Genomic DNA, 17057 nt, shown 5'->3' with positions numbered 1-17057 from the left:
CCTTACAGTAACGTTTGCTCAGCGAGCTTAGCAAAAACATCAAAATAATCCGGGAATGTTTTTGCCACACATTTTGGATCGTTAATCCGTACCGTTGTACCACGCAGCGCCGCACCATCAAGAGAGGCGAGCGAAAAACACATCGCCATACGATGATCATCATATGTATCGATCGTGGCCGGTTGCATTGCCGTCGGCGGCGTAACCCGCAGATAATCTTCGCCCTCTTCGACGGTCGCACCCAACTTGCGCAATTCCGTTGCCATGGCACTCAAGCGATCAGTTTCCTTGACACGCCAACTGGCAATATTGCGTAAAGTACTCGGGCCGTCAGCATATAGGGCAGCGATCGCAATCGTCATGGCCGCATCCGGAATGTGATTAAAATCCGCATCGATAGCCTTCAAGACACCATTGGACGACACTTCGATCCAGTTATCGCCCATTGTGATATTGGCACCCATTTGTTGCAAGGCTTCAACAAAACGGACATCGCCCTGAATACTATTCTTGCCGACGCCTTCGACTCTTAATGGACCACCCGTAATAGCGCCTGCGGCCAGAAAATAGGATGCCGATGAAGCGTCGCCTTCCACATGAATCGTGGCGGGACTTTGATATTGTTGACCGGCTGCAATGGAAAACGACTGCCAGCCATCACGTTCAACTGAAATGCCAAACCGTTGCATCAGATTTAATGTGATCTCAATGTATGGTTTAGAAATCAATTCACCCGCGACATCAATCGTTACCGCCTCATCTTGCGCCATTAACGGCGCGGCCATCAGCAAAGCGGTCAAAAACTGGCTCGACACATTGCCGCGCACCGACATCCGTTGCGCATGTAACTGAGCGCGATGGATGTGCAATGGCGGATAACCCGGAACGCCTGTGTAATCGATCCGGGTACCGATAGCATTTAACGCATCGACCAGATCGCCGATTGGTCGCTCATGCATTCTCGATACGCCGTGCAACGTATAGTCGCCACCCATCGCTGCCAAAGCGGCCGTCAATGGCCGAATCGCGGTACCCGCGTTGCCCATGAACAAGTCTGCATGATGGATCGGAAAACGTCCGGCACAGCCGTGAATGGTGTAGTTTTGCGCCCCCTCCGCTTGCTCCCAGTCGACTCCCAATTGCTTCAACGCCATCAGCATGACAAGCGTGTCATCAGAGGCCAGCAGATCGTGAATTTCTGTCGTGCCATGTGCCAGCGCGGCCAACAATAGCGTGCGATTGGAAATACTTTTAGAGCCGGGTAATTTCACCGTGCCCTGACATTTCACGACCGGATGTAAGTCGATATATTTCGCATAGTGCTTTTTGGTCTGTTTTGTCTGCTGGTTCTGCATTAATCTCCACCTTCCTTGTTCTGTTTTTCCGCCGCTTCGATGGCGCTGATCCAACGTTGGCGCGCTTGTTGCGCATTCTGATAAATAGCCTCAAGACCCGCACCGTCGCGAGATGCCAGCAAAGCACGTACTTCCGACAACTTTATCTGATAAGCATCAAGCTCTTGTAACAATGCGTCCTGATTTGCCAGTGAGATATCCCGCCACATTTCCGGCGATGATCCGGCGATACGTGTAAAGTCCCGGAAGCCGCTGGCCGCATATTGAAACAACACATCAGCGTGCGGCTTACTGGCAATATCATCGACCAGCGCATACGCCAACACATGCGGCAAATGACTCACCGACGCAAATACCACATCGTGCTGAGCGCTGGAAAGACGGTGAATATGGGCACCGCATTGCTTCCACGCATTAGCAACGCGCTGGATATCTGCTTCGCTATTTTCCGGCAACGGCGTCAGCACGACTTTTTTACCCACGTACAAACTTGCAATGGCAGCGCCCGGACCGTTACTCTCTCGTCCTGCGATAGGATGACCGGGCACAAACTGCCCGATTTTTACACCCAGAGCCAAGCGTGCCGATGCTTCGACATCGCCTTTGGTACTACCCGCATCGGTGACGATAGTGCCGATTTGCAAGTGAGGCTGAATACTGGCAAGGATCGCTCCGGTTTGAGCGACAGGTGCCGCAATCAATACCAGATCGGCGTCCGCAACGGCATCCGCCACCGACGTTGCGATGGCGTCAATAATGCCGAGCTCTAGCGCACGTTGCAATGAGGCGAGACTCCGTCCCGCACCCACAATTTGCTGGACCATGCCCGCTTGCTTGAGCGCCAATCCAAATGAGCCGCCAATCAGGCCGGCCCCAAAAATAGCAATTTTCTTAAACACGATGAAGGCTTCGACAGGAATGGAAAAAAGATAAAGTGACAACCGTCCCGATTACATCAAGCTAACAAGGACTTTAGCGCTGCGATAAAAGCAGCATTTTCATGCGGCAATCCTATTGTGATCCGTAACCATTGCGGCAAGCCATAATTTCCCACCGGCCGAACGATGATGCCCTGCTTCAACAAAGCCAGATTGACACGTGAACCGGCGTCAACATCGTCACCCACTTTAACCATCACGAAATTACCGAACGATGGCACGTAACTCAGTTTCAGATCGTCAAACGCGGCTGTCAACTGCGCGTACCCAGCGGCATTAATTTCTGCGCTGCGTTGCAAGAATGGTTTATCGTTCAGCGCTGCAACGGCTGCCGCCTGTGCCAGCGAATTGACATTGAACGGCTGACGAATACGATTCAGCAAATCGGTGATCGCAGGTTGTGCAATGCCAAAACCGATACGCAACCCCGCAAGTCCATACGCTTTCGACATCGTGCGTGAGACTAATAAATTCGGGTATTGACGCACCCAGGCAATTGATTCGTATTGCAATTCCGGCGGTAAGTATTCGTTATACGCCTCATCCAGAACGACCACGATATGGGCAGGTACTTGCTGCAAGAAAGCCTCAAGTTCCACGGCAGGAATAAAGGTCCCGGTTGGATTGTTCGGATTCGCGATGAAAATCAAACGCGTGCCATCCGTAATCGCCGCCGCCATCGCCAGCAGATCGTGACCGAAATCTTTAGCAGCCACCACAATCGCACGCGCGCCGACCGCCTGAGTCGCCAGCGCGTACACGAGAAAGGAATACTCGGCATACATTGCGGCTTGACCCGGCTGCACAAACGCATGGGTAGCAAGTTCAAGAATATCGTTACTGCCATTACCCAGCGTAATCCACTCTGCTGGTACATCATATTTGGCCGTAATAGCGGCCTTCAATTCAAACCCGTTAGCATCCGGATAGCGGCCAATATCAGCGACCGCTGCTTGCATGGCCAATTTGGCAGATTCCGGCATGCCCAGCGGATTTTCATTAGAAGCTAGCTTAATGATCTTCGCTTCATCAAGCCCGAACTCGCGCGCAACTTCAGCTATTGGTTTGCCACCTTGGTAAGGCGCGATGGCACGAACGTAATCTGGCCCCAATTGAATCGACATCGTGCACTTTCTATAAAAATAGTAGTAAATTTTCAATCATTGTATTGCGTGGCGCAAGCAATGACAGTCTCAGCCTTTAGCCTTCGCCACTGATCATTCAATACGAGCAGCGAAGTCAGGCACAAAGTCAGTAATAAAATCAAACGCTAAAGACTCAGCGGATATGATCCGAGCAACTTGAAAAAAGCCGCATTTTGCTTAAGTTCGGTCAGTGCCTTGGCCACTTTTTCGTCCTGCTCGTGGCCCTCGACATCAACATAAAAATAATATTCCCATGCACCCATGCGCGCTGGTCGCGACTCAAAACGACTCATCGATACTCCATGACTTGCAAGTGGCGACAACAGGCTGTACACCGCACCGGCTTTGTTTGGTACCGACAACACCAACGAAGTTTGATCCTTGCCACTCGGGGTTGTGTGTAGTCGGCCAACCACTGCAAAACGTGTACGGTTGTGCGGATCATCCTGAATATGCGCGCTGACAATTTGCAAACCATAAGTCTGCGCAGCAATCTCACCAGCAATTCCGGCCACCGTCGGATCTTCACTCGCCATGCGGGCCGCTTCAGCATTCGACGCCACCGCGAGCCGCTCAATATTCGGATAATGCTGATTGAGCCATGCGTTGCACTGCGCCAGCGCCTGCGAATGTGCGCAAATCCGCGTGACGTGATCTGTGGTTCCGTCTTTGGTCATCAAGCTGTGATGCACCGGAATAGCCACTTCGCCGCTAATCCGCAATGTCGTTTGCAAAAGCAAGTCGAGCGTCCGGTTGATAACGCCTTCGGATGAATTTTCAATCGGTACTACGCCAAAATCCGCTGTTCCTGCTTCCGCAGCACGGAACACTTCGTCAATCGACGCACAGGCCAAGCCGTCAACCGCATGCCCGAACTGCTGATATACAGCTTGCTCGCTAAACGTGCCAGCTGGTCCAAGATAGGCGACCGTGACGCGCTTTTCCAGCGCTCGGCATGCCGACATTATTTCCCGAAAAATCGTTTGCACATCGCCCGATTGCAAAGGGCCCTGATTGCGGTCCGCGACACTGCGCAATACCTGTGCCTCACGCTCCGGTCGAAACACGGGGGCGTTGGTTTCAGCTTTTACATGCCCTACTTCTTGCGCCAACTGGGCACGACTGTTTAACAGCACCAGAATTTGCGCGTCAATGTCGTCAATTTTCTGGCGTAGCGGTAGAAGTTTTTGCTGGATCATGGTGGTCGGTCGCGTCGCTTTCTTGCGTCTTTATTGCGGAATCGGTTTCTTGCCTGCTTTGCTGTGCTATTACCGCATTGCTACTCTGTTTTTGCTTCGTTTTTGCTCTGAAGTTCCTAATGTCATTTCTGACACTTTATTAAAACGACTAAAATGCTGTCAAAGTTTTGATTGCCAGAATTGGAGCATGTGGCTTAGGTTCATGGCGACCGAGAGATTGAGGTGCTATTTGCCTCGTCCGCTGCTTTGGGCCAACACTAAGCTTACCGTTTAACCAACCCAATTGTCATGCTCTTTCACTTTAGTCGTTATTTGGTCGGCTCAGCCCGTTTTTCGAACTCTTTCAAATAAGCGACCAACGCTTCTACGCCCGCGATTGGCATCGCATTGTAAATCGAGGCGCGCATTCCACCGACCGATTTGTGTCCTTTGAGCTGCACCAAACCCCGTTCTTTTGCGCCGATCAGGAACTCGTCGTTACGAGACTCGTCCTGTAAAAAGAATGGAACGTTCATACGCGACCGGCAATCTGGCGCAATCTTGGTTTGGTAAAAACTGGTTGAATCCAGATAGTCGTACAACAAACCAGCTTTAGCGATATTACGCTGCTCCATTGCTGCCACGCCACCTTGCTGCTTGAGCCACTGAAATACCAGACCAGCGATATAAATCGCGTAAGTCGGTGGCGTGTTGTACATGGAATCATTGTCGGCAACGATTTTCCAGTCGAAAGCGGAGGGACAACCCGGCATTGCGTGACCGAGCAAATCTTCACGTACTATCACGATGGTTAAACCGGCTGGACCGATATTTTTTTGCGCGCCACCATAGATCACACCGTATTTTGAGACATCCACCACACGCGACAAAATATGTGACGACATATCCGCCACCAATGGCGCACCGTTGGTTTCTAACCTGACATCAGGGGTAAATTGATATTCGACACCATCAATAGTTTCGTTGGTGCAAATATGTACATAGGCAGCGTCTTGCGACAATTTCCAGCTCGCGCGCGGCGGAATCTGTGCAAATTGTTGCGACTCTGATGACGCCGCCACATTGACCTCGCAATAACGCTTGGCCTCCTTGATCGACTTAGTCGACCAAGATCCGGTATTGATGTAATCAGCAGTTCCGGGGAGTAAGTTATCCGCGCTCAGACGTGCAGCCAGATTCATTGGGATGATCGCATTTTCGGCGATGGCACCACCTTGGAGAAACAAGATTTTATAGTTATCAGGAACGGCCAGCAGTTCGCGAAAATCGCGTTGCGCGGCGTTCAGTATCGACATAAATTCGCTGCCGCGATGACTCATTTCCATGACCGACATGCCGCTACCGTGCCAATCCAACATTTCTGCAGCAGCTTGTTGTAGCACTTCTTTAGGCAATACAGCAGGACCAGCAGAAAAATTATAAATAGGCATGTTGACACTCGGCAAGGGAAGCTGGGGACAGCGAGATTTTGAAAAATTTAATAAACTGCAGAAGAAATACAAGCAACCGAAGAGGTATCGTCACCACGCACACCACCGTGATGATCCAACTCTCCCAAACAACAATCCGGTCAAGTAAGAGAAACTTTCTCCTGATTGACCGGATTTCCTATGGGAAATTACTCGACGTCGGCGGGACCGCTTTCATCGCTGTCACCAGGAACGCCAGAAACGTTATCGTCAGCCACATTATCACCCTCTCCGTCAGCAGCAGAAGGTGATTGCGCTTCCGGCGAACCGTCAGCTATTGCGCCTTCCTCCGTAATACTCTCTTCAACGTCACTTTCCATTACCCGCTGCAAACCGCTCAGCTTAGTGCCGTCTTCGACCGCGATCAGGGTAACGCCTTGCGTCGCGCGTCCCATTTCACGAATCTCAGCAACCCGCGTGCGGATTAGTACGCCACCGGTTGTGATCAGGATAATTTCATCGCTAGGCTCAACCAGCGTGGCGGCAACAACTTTGCCGTTGCGCTCGCTAGTCTGAATCGCGATCATTCCCTTGGTTCCACGACCATGACGCGTGTACTCAGTAATCGGAGTACGTTTGCCGTAACCGTTTTCCGTCGCGGTCAAGACCGATTGTTGTTCGTTTTCAGCAACCAGCAAGGCGATAACTTGTTGTCCATCTTCCAGATTCATACCGCGCACACCACGGGCGGTACGACCCATCGGGCGCACATCATTTTCGTCAAAACGCACTGCTTTGCCGGAGTCCGAGAACAACATGACATCGTGTTGACCGTCAGTCAGCGCTGCGCCAATCAAGAAATCGCCCTCGTCCAGATCCACCGCAATAATTCCTGCTTTACGCGGATTGCTAAAGTCGGATAGCGGCGTCTTTTTGACTGTGCCAAGGCTAGTCGACATAAAAATGTAACGATCTTCCGGGAAAGTCCGGTTATCGCCCGACAACGGCAATACAACAGTGATTTTTTCACCATCTTGCAACGGGAACATATTTACAATCGGCTTGCCGCGTGAATTGCGCGAACCTTGTGGCACTTCCCAAATTTTCAGCCAATACAAACGACCACGGTTACTAAAGCATAAGATGTAATCGTGCGTATTGCCGACGAACAACTGATCAATCCAGTCATCCTCTTTGGTTGCCATTGCCTGCTTGCCGCGGCCGCCACGCTTTTGCGCGCGATACTCAGAAACCGGTTGTGATTTCATGTAACCGGTGTGCGACAACGTCACCACCATATCTTGCGGCGTGATCAGATCTTCAGTGCCAAGATCAGTTGGATTCAACTCAATCTGCGAACGACGCTCGTCTTTGTTGCCAATGCCGTATTCATTTTTGGCAGCGTTCATTTCGTCAGTAATGATGACGGTTACGCGCTCTGGATTCGCCAAAATATCGAGTAAGTCAGCGATAGTAATCATCACATCTTTGTACTCGTTGACGATCTTGTCTTGCTCCAGGCCAGTCAGACGTTGCAAGCGCATTTGCAGAATTTCTTGCGCCTGATCGTCCGACAGTTTATACAAACCATCAGTTTGAATACCGTAATGCACTGGCAAGTTTTCTGGACGGAATGCGTTAATACCAGCCGTATTTTCTGCGCCAGTCCGTTGCAACATATCGCGCACTACCGATGAATCCCATGAGCGCTCCATCAAGCCAGCTTTCGCCACTGGTGGCGTTGGCGCTGCCTTAATAATAGCGATGAAATCGTCGATGTTGGCTAATGCGACTGCCAAACCTTCCAGTACATGACCACGCTCACGCGCCTTACGCAGCTCAAAAACGGTACGGCGCGTGACCACTTCGCGACGATGCGATAAAAAGCATTCCAGCATTTGCTTCAGGTTAAGCAGCTTAGGCTGACCGTCGACCAACGCCACCATATTCATGCCAAACGTGTCTTGCAACTGCGTTTGCTTGTACAGGTTATTAAGTACGACTTCAGCGACTTCACCGCGCTTGAGTTCGATCACGACGCGCATACCTGACTTGTCGGACTCATCACGCAGGTCAGAAATACCTTCGAGCTTTTTGTCGCGGACCAATTCAGCGATGCGTTCCAGCAACGCCTTCTTGTTAACCTGATACGGCAGCTCGTCGACGATGATCGCAGTCCTGCCTTCGCGACCGTATTCTTCAAAGTGCGTCTTGGCACGCATTACCACGCGGCCACGGCCTGTGCGATAACCATCGCGCACGCCAGTAACGCCGTAAATAATTCCGGCGGTCGGAAAGTCCGGTGCTGGAATAATTTCGATCAGTTCATCAATGGTCACACCGGGATTGCGCAATACATGCAGCGCACCGTTGATGACTTCGGTAATGTTGTGCGGCGGAATATTGGTCGCCATACCTACGGCAATACCAGACGAACCATTGATCAACAGGTTGGGAATCCGCGTCGGTAATACCGATGGTTCTTTTTCCTTGCCATCATAGTTAGGGACGAAATCAACAGTATCTTTATCGATATCTGCCAAAATTTCGCTGGCTATTTTGTCTAGTCGGCACTCGGTGTAACGCATCGCAGCAGCGCCATCACCGTCGATGGAACCGAAGTTACCTTGCCCATCAACCAGCATATAGCGCAGGGAAAAGCTCTGGGCCATACGCACCAGGGTGTCGTAAATCGATTGATCGCCATGCGGGTGATATTTACCCATGACTTCACCGACCACACGCGCGCATTTCACGTAGGGACGGTTCCAGACATTATTCATTTCATGCATGGCAAACAAAACCCGACGATGCACCGGCTTGAGGCCGTCGCGTACATCGGGCAGCGCACGCCCAACGATGACGCTCATAGCGTAATCGAGATAGCTCTTGCGCATTTCGTCTTCGAGGGAAATCGGTATTGTTTCTTTAGCGAATTGATCCATTAGCGAGTCGGCGAGTCTTTACTTAGGTTGATAGATCACGGATAAAAGCTGACCATGGTCTGGCATTCCTTTTTAATAACTATCGGGTGACTTTGATGGATTCACTAAGAATCATCAAGTTCAGCCGGGAATGCAGCCAAAGGTTCACATTAAGACGCGTGATTTTAGCACGTGACGCTCGCTGTTCGGCTTTTCCCAAAGTCAGCAGTTAGACATAACACGCTAAATGGATGTATTGCCCACAATAAATATGCTTAAATGCAACCCATCAAAATCATCACGCCCATCAAATTAATCATCATGCCCGCTTATTTTTGGCATCACCCTCAGCACCACCATCTTTTCACTTTTTAGTAGCTACCTTTAGGTCGGCGTTTGCGCCAAGTCTCATTTCGTTCCATTGAGCGCAGAACACCGTTACCAAAGTCCGAAACAATGTCACAACCGCCATTTCGCTCAGGAACATATTTATGCGTCAAGTATTCGCGCTTAGTCTATTAATAGGTGCCACCTCTCATTTTGCGCCAACCATTGCGTTTGCCCAGAGCGCCGACATTCAAGTGCCTCCTTCAGGTAACGCTTATCTTCAGGACAACCGCGGTCCCATCGCACGTAGCCAATTTGGCCTTTGCTGGCGCTCTGGATATTGGGACGATCAAGCCGCCATGACCGGCTGTGATGGACAACTCGCACCGCCCATTATGAAAGCAACGGCACCTGAACTGATCAAGCTAACAACAGCCGAACCAACAGAGCCGCCAATTGCCCCTAATCAGTGCAAATTTTCTACAATTCTCAACGGTGACCAAACATTTACTTTCGGAAAAAGTACGCTCAAGCCTGCTGCTGGCGAGCAAATTGACAAAGATGTTCTGCCGCAATTACGTCACTGCGGGATAATAAATGCTATAACAATAACAGGACATACTGACCGACTGGGCACAGACAACTACAACAAACAATTATCTGAACAACGGGCAAAAAGCGTAGCTAATTATCTAAAGAACAAAGGAATTGTTACCAGAATAACCATCATAGGTGCAGGAAAATCTCAAGCAGTGACGATTTGCAGTAAAAAATCAAGTCGCAGCAATCTGCTGAAATGCCTGGCACCCAATCGACGAGTAGTCATTAAAGTGCAATAAAACAAGCTTCCAGTCATAAATAATTCGTATAGTTCTGAAAACCAATATATGATGATGTCCGCAGAGATGTTTTCAAATTAGCATGTTGTGCGAAAACAACGAAGCGAGAAAAACGTGGTGCTAGCTTTTGCCATACTTAGCTACCAATAGAAGCCTGTGGCAGAATGATGCCTAGTGCCATTGCATGTAGCCAATTTCACATGTAACAGCTCGAACCACGTGGTATTATCCAATTTTTGATGTCGTATATTAGTTGCGCAGTTAATCTGCGGATATCTCAACCGAGAGGAGAAACATGAATAAATTAGCAAAACTCGTCTTCGCTGCGTCCGCAGTCGTCGCACTGACTGCCTCCGCGCAGGAAATTAAAGATATCCAAGCTAAAACCCCTACCAGTGCTTATGTACAAGATGCGCGCGGCACAATCGCTCGTGATCCGTACGGTCTGTGCTGGCACACTGGCTACTGGACACCTGCAGATTCAGTACCGGGTTGTGATGGTGAATTAGCACAAGCTGCTCCAGTTCCTGCTCCAGCTCCTGCGCCAGTTGCTCCAGTCGCCGCTGCTCCAACTTCACAGAAAGTTACTTTCGCTGCTGACGCGTTCTTTGACTTCGACAAAGCTGTCCTGAAGCCAGAAGGCAAAGCGAAGCTTGACGATTTGACTTCTAAACTAGGTGAGTTGAACCTGGAAGTCATTATCGCTGTCGGTCACACTGACTCTATCGGTTCGGTTGCTTACAACCAGAAACTGTCGATCCGTCGTGCTGAAGCTGTAAAAGCATATTTGGTTCACAAAGGTATTGAATCAAATCGTGTTTACACCGAAGGTAAAGGCAAGTCACAACCGGTCGCTGATAACAAGACCGCTGCTGGCCGCGCTAAAAACCGTCGCGTTGAAATCGAAGTCGTTGGTACATCCAAGTAATCGATTTAAGCACGATCAAAAAACCTTGCTTCGGCAGGGTTTTTTTTCGTCCTTTTTTGCAACTCTGTGTCTGACTTTTATTTCCAACACCTCCCTCCGTTATTACTTGTGCGTATTGCCTTTTAACATTATCTACAGGCGTTCACATTCCGTAATAACATCCAATGGTGCATCTTTGCTTTGCCTTCCCCTCGCGATTGCTCGCTTGCGTCATATTTTTGCGTCAGATTCCTGATAGATGTATGCTTCATTTAGTCACCCACAAAATGGCGATTTAGACAAAATAGACTGCCAGCCAAAGGAATTCCGCAAACTACTTAATTCCAGCTATCATTATGTCTATGAACGTTGACCAATCAGAAGTCCAAAAATTTAGCGATCTTGCTCACCGTTGGTGGGATCCAGATGCTGAGTTTCGCCCATTGCATGAAATCAATCCGCTCCGTCTTGAGTGGATTAACGCGCGTGCCGCCCTTACTGGAAAAAAAGTCCTCGATATCGGCTGCGGTGGCGGCATCCTGGCAGAATCAATGGCAAAAAAAGGCGCCATTGTCACCGGGATCGACTTATCAGAGAAAGCCCTCAAAGTGGCTGATTTGCATGGCTTGGAATCCGGCGTCCAAGTGCATTACGAAAAAATTGCAGCCGAAGACCTGGCAGTGCGTGAAGCGGGTCAATTTGATATCGTTACCTGCATGGAAATGCTGGAGCACGTGCCCGATCCGGCATCCATTGTCAGGGCTTGCTCTACTTTGGTGAAACCTGGTGGCAAAGTATTCTTCTCCACCCTGAACCGAAATCCAAAATCGTATCTTTTCGCCATCCTCGGTGCTGAATATCTATTACGAATGCTGCCAAAAGGCACGCACGACTACGCAAAATTTATCACGCCTGCCGAATTATCACAGTTTGCCCGCAACGCTGGATTAACGGTGGATAGCCTAAAAGGGATGAGCTATAACCCGATTACCCGCATCTATTCACTCAATCAAGATATCAGCGTCAACTATCTGATTGCTTGCACCCGAGCGGAAAAATGACGTTGTTTAAACCAACGTCTTCAGCCAACCTCACAATTCTTATCCTCCGCCTCACTCCGGGCGGAAACTCTTTGCTGTAATGATTTAGATAACCCATGCAATGACCATTCGTTATGCGGGGATACCTTAGCGTCAGTCGTACTAACTACTTTTCGATAATCTCCACAAAATCTTATGCCTTTGCCAATACCACGTGCGATTCTTTTTGACCTTGATGGCACGCTTGCCGATACTGCACCGGATCTGGCCGCGGCGATGAACCGGCTTCAACTTGAACGCGGCTTATCAACTACCGCATATCATGCGTTGCGGCCTTTTGCATCTGCCGGCGCACGTGGCCTGATTGGAGTCGCATTCGGTCTTAAACCTGGTGACGATGGTTATGAAGACTTGCGCGTTGCATTCCTGGATAACTATGCGGCTTCGCTTGCAGAAAAAAGCAGTTTATTCGACGGCGTTCCGGCACTCCTCCTGGATTTGGACCAACACGGTCTCACATGGGGCGTCGTCACCAATAAAGCCGCGCGATTTACAGATCTTTTGATCCCACAAATAGGCCTACAACACGCTGGTTGCGTGATTTCTGGCGATACAATGGCGCATCCGAAACCGCACCCCGCTCCTCTATTAGAAGCTGCCCGACGCTTGAATCTGGCGCCGCACGAATGCTGGTATGTTGGTGACGATCTGCGCGATATTCAAGCCGGACGTGCCGCGGGAATGCCAACGGTTGCGGCAGCGTGGGGTTATTGCGGCCATGCAGAGCCGGTCACATGGAACGCAGATGCACTCGCCGATACACCCTCCGCATTAATGGGACTGATACAGACATCATTGGCGCAATAAGCACAACCCAAACACCTATCAAGAGCGGCATGTGAGTCTGCAAATGCATACCGCACTTGATTGGGCGGGGTCTCACGCCCGGCTGCTTTCGACGCGCTTTCAGCTCACATTCAGGCACCGTTAAATATCAAAATCATGCCCGGTCAGGCAAAAATCTGGCCCGTGCTGCCGCGTCCAAACTTCATCGTTGACGAAGTCGACTCCAACTAACACTCTGGCAAACAATCCACTCTGGCGGTATATTGATAGTCGTCGCTCAGCAAGGATACCTCTATGACCAATTCGAATCGCACCATTTGGCTTCGCCGTACTCTTCGCTGGACAGGTTTTACCGTTGCTGTACTTGCGGTTTTAGCTGCTTTAAGCTGGGTTGCAATACCGCTGACAAAACATCTGGCCGAGCAACAAATCGAACAGCAACTTGGTCGCAAGGCGACGATCGGAAACATAAGCTTCAATCCGTTCACCCTAACCCTCAACGCTTCAGACTTCACGCTATACGAAATTGACAAAATAACACCCGCCTTTGCAGCAAAAAATCTGTTGGTCGATGCTTCCGTCACGTCGATTTTTAGGTTAGCGCCGGTACTTCAGGAGGTGACTTTATCCAGTCCCAACGTACACATTATTCGTACCAGTGCTGAAGGCATCGGCCGCTATAATTACTCCGACATTATTGATCGCATATTGGCCAAACCGAAGACCGCGGGAGAAACACATTTCTCAGTAAAAAATATTCGGCTGGAAAACGGTGCTATTACCTTTGACGACAAAGTGACGGATAAACAGGTCAATATCACAGCGCTTAATATTGGCGTGCCGTACATCTCCAATTTTGACAGCGCGATAAATTCCTTCGTACAACCGAGCCTGTCCATGAAAGTGAATGGATCGCCATTCGAACTGAAAGGTCGCTCTAAACCTTTTGCCAGCAGCCTCGATACAGCGCTGGTAATCGATATCGATCAACTCGATGTTGCCAGTTATGTGGCCTTTTCACCAGTGCCGTTACCTCTCATGATTCAGAGTAGTAAACTATCGACCAACCTCGACCTCACTTTCGTCCGCGCCAAGGACAAACCAGAAATTAACCTCTCTGGCGACATTAAACTCAGCGACGTCTCGCTCGCCGACAAGCACGCCGCACCGCTTTTCAAAGCCCAGACCATAGACGCGCACATCAATAAATTTGACGTTCTCACAGCGAGCGCTACTATTGGAAAAGTAAATATTCAAGCTCCCGAAGTATGGGCTGCGTTGAATGCAGACGGCGCTCTCAATTGGGCCGCACTCGCCACCAGCAAGTCGTCTTCCAGCAACACGCCAGGCACTGACAAAGCCGACGTAAAAGCTGCCAAATCCGCACAGCCATCACCTCAATTCACTTTGGACCAGTTCACTATTCATGAAGGTATTATTAATTGGTCAGATGCCGCAAACGCCGCGCCCACCTTCAACACACAATTAAAAAACCTCACTGTTGATGTCAAAAATCTCTCACTCGCTGCCGATGCAAGGCCAGCCACGATCTCCGCATCAATAGTCGCCGCCGAAGCGCAGGAAATAAAATTTAATGGTCAAGTCACACCCGCAACTGCCTCAATCAACGGCGAAGCAAGCGTTGATGCACTTCCACTGGCGCAATATCAACCGTATCTTAACAATACACTAGCCGCAAATTTATCCGGCCAGTTATCACTCAAAACAGCCGTCGCGATCAGCGGTGCTAAAGTGGCGTTAACGCAACTCAACGCCGAGGTGGGCGACGTAAAACTTACCGCTAAATCGAGCGCGAACGGTAGTGTGCAAATTAAAAAAATCAAACTTGAGGACGCAACGATCGATACCGAATCGCGCACCTTCAATGCTACCGCGTTCACCTTGGCGGGCGTGCAAGCTGACGTACGTCGTGACGCGAAAGGTAACATCAATCTTCAGCAATTCATCAAAGCTGGCGAATCCAAATCCAAAACAGTCAAAGCACCAACTGTAAAAACAAAAACAACAGATCCAGAATGGGTAGCTAATCTGAATAGCATTGCAGTCACTGACAGCACGCTTATTTATAGCGACAAATCCGTTACGCCACCCGTTAATTTACGTGCTGATGGATTTAACTTAAAAGTCGACAACGTATCCAGCAAGCGTGACAAGACAGTCAAAATCGCGCTACAAACCCAACTTAACAAAAGTGGAAAATTATCCGTAAATGGCAATGCGTCGCCACAGTTTAAGACCCTTGACCTTGCCATCGATGCGCAAAGTCTGCCGGTTGCAGCGCTGCAACCTTATTTCGCAGATCTGTTAAATGTCACTCTATCTTCCGGCCAGGCCAACGCCAAAGGCAAACTTCTGCTGACGCCACCGTTAGGAAAAAATCCGCTGATTGCACGCTATAACGGGATGCTGCGTTTGACCAATTTCCGCGTTATTGATAAAGAGAATGGTGCGGACTTTTTGAAATGGAAATCACTTGATGTGAGCGGAATCAATGCCAACATCGACGGATCACATCAGACCATCAACCTGGGCAAAATCGCCCTTGACGATTTTTATACACGCGCCATCCTATCGCCCGAGGGAAAATTAAACTTCCAAGATATCGTGGTCTCGAAATCAGGCAAGAAATCGGTCGTCACCGAACCCGCCACGACATCCGGCCCCAAAAAAACCGACAGCTCGGCATCGGAAATAAAAGCCGCGGCCGCACCGGAAAGTGGTGTGAACAACCCCATCAAAGGTGATGGCAAGGTCGTCGCCGCAACACCACCAACACAAGACGATGCAAATACACCGGTTATTCGGATCGGCCAAGTCGTCTTAAACAACGGCAACGTTAATTTCACCGATAATTTTGTTAAGCCGAACTACACGGCCAACATGACCGGCATGACCGGAAGCGTGGGCGCTGTTGCATCGGACAAACCTGCGCCAGCTGCAATTGACCTCAAAGGCAAGATCGATAATGATGCGCCGGTGGCTATCTCCGGATCACTCAATCCCTTATTCAAACCCATGTTTTTGGATATCAAAGCCAGCGCGGACGGCGTCGAACTACCGCGCCTGACACCGTATGCCGCTAAATATGCTGGCTATGCGATCGTCAAAGGCAAGCTGTCGATGGATGTAAATTATAAAATCGAAGAACAGCAACTGACGGCGCAAAACCATGTCCGCATAGATCAACTGACATTTGGTGACAAAATCGATAGCCCCAGCGCCACCAAACTTCCCGTTCGGTTAGCCGTCGCGTTACTGAAAGACCGCAACGGTCAGATCGACATCAATCTACCAATTTCTGGCTCATTATCAGACCCGCAGTTTTCTGTTGGCGGCATTATCTTGCGCGTCTTCATTAACCTGATCGCAAAAGCCGTTACCTCTCCGTTTGCGTTACTCAGCTCCGCATTCGGTGGCGGCGACGAACTGGGATATGCCGAGTTCAAGCCAGGTTCAGCGATGTTGACCGCTGCGACCACGACCAAACTCAATACGCTCACCAAGGCACTGCTGGATCGTCCTGCATTGAAACTAGACATCATCGGGCGGGTTGATCCTGCAACCGACAATGTCGGTTTGCGTCAAGAGATACTCAATAACAAAATCATCGCATTAAAACAAAAGAACACCGGCACGAAAGGAAAATCGGATGCAGAGGCTGATGACGCTGATGCAGCATCGCCATCAGCACCGACTGCAATCGCCCTGACCGATGCGGATAAAACGCAATACATGGAGAAAGTCTACAAAAACGAAAAATTCGACAAGCCAAAAAATGTCATTGGATTCTCGAAGTCTTTACCAGTGCCCGAAATGGAACAGCTAATACTCACTAATACCAAAGTGACACCGGATGACTTGCGGTCATTGGCAGATCAACGTGCGCAAGCCGTCCGTATCTATTTAGAAACCAAAGGCAAAATTCCTCTGGAACGGATTTTCCTAATCGCGCCCAAGCTCACAGCCGATGGCATCAAAGATAAAGGCGCCCCAAGTCGTGTCGATTTTGCGCTGAAATAAAATGCCTACAGAAACAGTCTTGTGTTTTGATCAAGGAAGATCGGGATGGAATAATAAGCGACTTCTTGTAGCAGGTGAATTTCATTC

11 protein-coding genes are annotated in these 17057 nt (G+C 49.7%); 5 read left to right on the top strand and 6 right to left on the bottom strand.

Annotated features, from left to right (window positions below; translation table 11 throughout):
* Positions 1 to 2 precede the first annotated feature (2 nt).
* From aroA to gyrA, 6 genes are all read right to left on the bottom strand, one after another.
* The gene (gene aroA, locus ACXX82_RS14260) at positions 3 to 1355 is read right to left on the bottom strand and encodes a 3-phosphoshikimate 1-carboxyvinyltransferase (RefSeq protein ID WP_458563128.1); all 1353 of its coding nucleotides are present in this window, start codon (positions 1353 to 1355) and stop codon (positions 3 to 5) included.
* Complete coding sequence (locus ACXX82_RS14255) at positions 1355 to 2254, bottom strand: prephenate dehydrogenase (RefSeq protein WP_322235835.1); 900 nt, start codon at positions 2252 to 2254, stop codon at positions 1355 to 1357. The genes aroA and ACXX82_RS14255 overlap by 1 nt, the downstream gene beginning before the upstream one ends.
* 56 nt (positions 2255 to 2310) lie before the next feature.
* Positions 2311 to 3417, bottom strand: a complete 1107-nt coding sequence (hisC, locus tag ACXX82_RS14250) for a histidinol-phosphate transaminase (protein WP_458563127.1) — start codon at positions 3415 to 3417, stop codon at positions 2311 to 2313.
* A gap of 146 nt (positions 3418 to 3563) precedes the next feature.
* Positions 3564 to 4637, bottom strand: a complete 1074-nt coding sequence (gene pheA, locus ACXX82_RS14245; RefSeq protein ID WP_323505773.1) for a prephenate dehydratase — start codon at positions 4635 to 4637, stop codon at positions 3564 to 3566.
* Positions 4638 to 4945: 308 nt separating this feature from the next.
* Positions 4946 to 6067, bottom strand: a complete 1122-nt coding sequence (serC, locus tag ACXX82_RS14240; protein WP_323505774.1) for a 3-phosphoserine/phosphohydroxythreonine transaminase — start codon at positions 6065 to 6067, stop codon at positions 4946 to 4948.
* A gap of 188 nt (positions 6068 to 6255) precedes the next feature.
* Positions 6256 to 8991, bottom strand: a complete 2736-nt coding sequence (gene gyrA, locus ACXX82_RS14235; RefSeq protein WP_458563126.1) for a DNA gyrase subunit A — start codon at positions 8989 to 8991, stop codon at positions 6256 to 6258.
* 470 nt (positions 8992 to 9461) lie between these two features.
* Here gyrA and ACXX82_RS14230 point away from each other — a divergent pair, with 470 nt between their 5' ends.
* The 5 genes from ACXX82_RS14230 (at position 9462) to ACXX82_RS14210 (ending at position 16970) form a co-directional block, all read left to right on the top strand.
* Positions 9462 to 10136 carry an OmpA family protein gene (locus ACXX82_RS14230; RefSeq protein WP_458563125.1) on the top strand — a complete coding sequence of 225 codons (675 nt, stop codon included), beginning with the start codon at positions 9462 to 9464 and terminating at the stop codon, positions 10134 to 10136.
* Positions 10137 to 10431: 295 nt separating this feature from the next.
* The gene (gene ompA, locus ACXX82_RS14225) at positions 10432 to 11064 is read left to right on the top strand and encodes an outer membrane protein OmpA (RefSeq protein WP_458563124.1); all 633 of its coding nucleotides are present in this window, start codon (positions 10432 to 10434) and stop codon (positions 11062 to 11064) included.
* 341 nt (positions 11065 to 11405) lie between these two features.
* The gene (gene ubiG / locus ACXX82_RS14220) at positions 11406 to 12104 is read left to right on the top strand and encodes a bifunctional 2-polyprenyl-6-hydroxyphenol methylase/3-demethylubiquinol 3-O-methyltransferase UbiG (protein WP_322240451.1); all 699 of its coding nucleotides are present in this window, start codon (positions 11406 to 11408) and stop codon (positions 12102 to 12104) included.
* Positions 12105 to 12278: 174 nt separating this feature from the next.
* The gene (locus tag ACXX82_RS14215; RefSeq protein WP_322235820.1) at positions 12279 to 12950 is read left to right on the top strand and encodes an HAD family hydrolase; all 672 of its coding nucleotides are present in this window, start codon (positions 12279 to 12281) and stop codon (positions 12948 to 12950) included.
* A gap of 273 nt (positions 12951 to 13223) precedes the next feature.
* The gene (locus tag ACXX82_RS14210; RefSeq protein WP_458563123.1) at positions 13224 to 16970 is read left to right on the top strand and encodes a DUF748 domain-containing protein; all 3747 of its coding nucleotides are present in this window, start codon (positions 13224 to 13226) and stop codon (positions 16968 to 16970) included.
* Positions 16971 to 17057 lie beyond the last annotated feature (87 nt).

Source organism: Glaciimonas sp. GNP009, assembly GCF_054343755.1.
The sequence above is the reverse complement of the archived record's forward strand: the minus strand, read 5'-3'. Positions and strand labels throughout refer to the sequence as shown.

Coding starts and splice junctions, on each gene's coding strand:
- ACXX82_RS14230 (WP_458563125.1), top strand. CDS start 9,462: ATGCGTCAAGTATTCGCGCTTAGTCTATTAATAGGTGCCACCTCTCAT.
- ACXX82_RS14215 (WP_322235820.1), top strand. CDS start 12,279: ATGCCTTTGCCAATACCACGTGCGATTCTTTTTGACCTTGATGGCACG.
- aroA (WP_458563128.1), bottom strand. CDS start 1,355: ATGCAGAACCAGCAGACAAAACAGACCAAAAAGCACTATGCGAAATAT.
- ompA (WP_458563124.1), top strand. CDS start 10,432: ATGAATAAATTAGCAAAACTCGTCTTCGCTGCGTCCGCAGTCGTCGCA.
- serC (WP_323505774.1), bottom strand. CDS start 6,067: ATGCCTATTTATAATTTTTCTGCTGGTCCTGCTGTATTGCCTAAAGAA.
- pheA (WP_323505773.1), bottom strand. CDS start 4,637: ATGATCCAGCAAAAACTTCTACCGCTACGCCAGAAAATTGACGACATT.
- hisC (WP_458563127.1), bottom strand. CDS start 3,417: ATGTCGATTCAATTGGGGCCAGATTACGTTCGTGCCATCGCGCCTTAC.
- gyrA (WP_458563126.1), bottom strand. CDS start 8,991: ATGGATCAATTCGCTAAAGAAACAATACCGATTTCCCTCGAAGACGAA.
- ACXX82_RS14210 (WP_458563123.1), top strand. CDS start 13,224: ATGACCAATTCGAATCGCACCATTTGGCTTCGCCGTACTCTTCGCTGG.
- ubiG (WP_322240451.1), top strand. CDS start 11,406: ATGAACGTTGACCAATCAGAAGTCCAAAAATTTAGCGATCTTGCTCAC.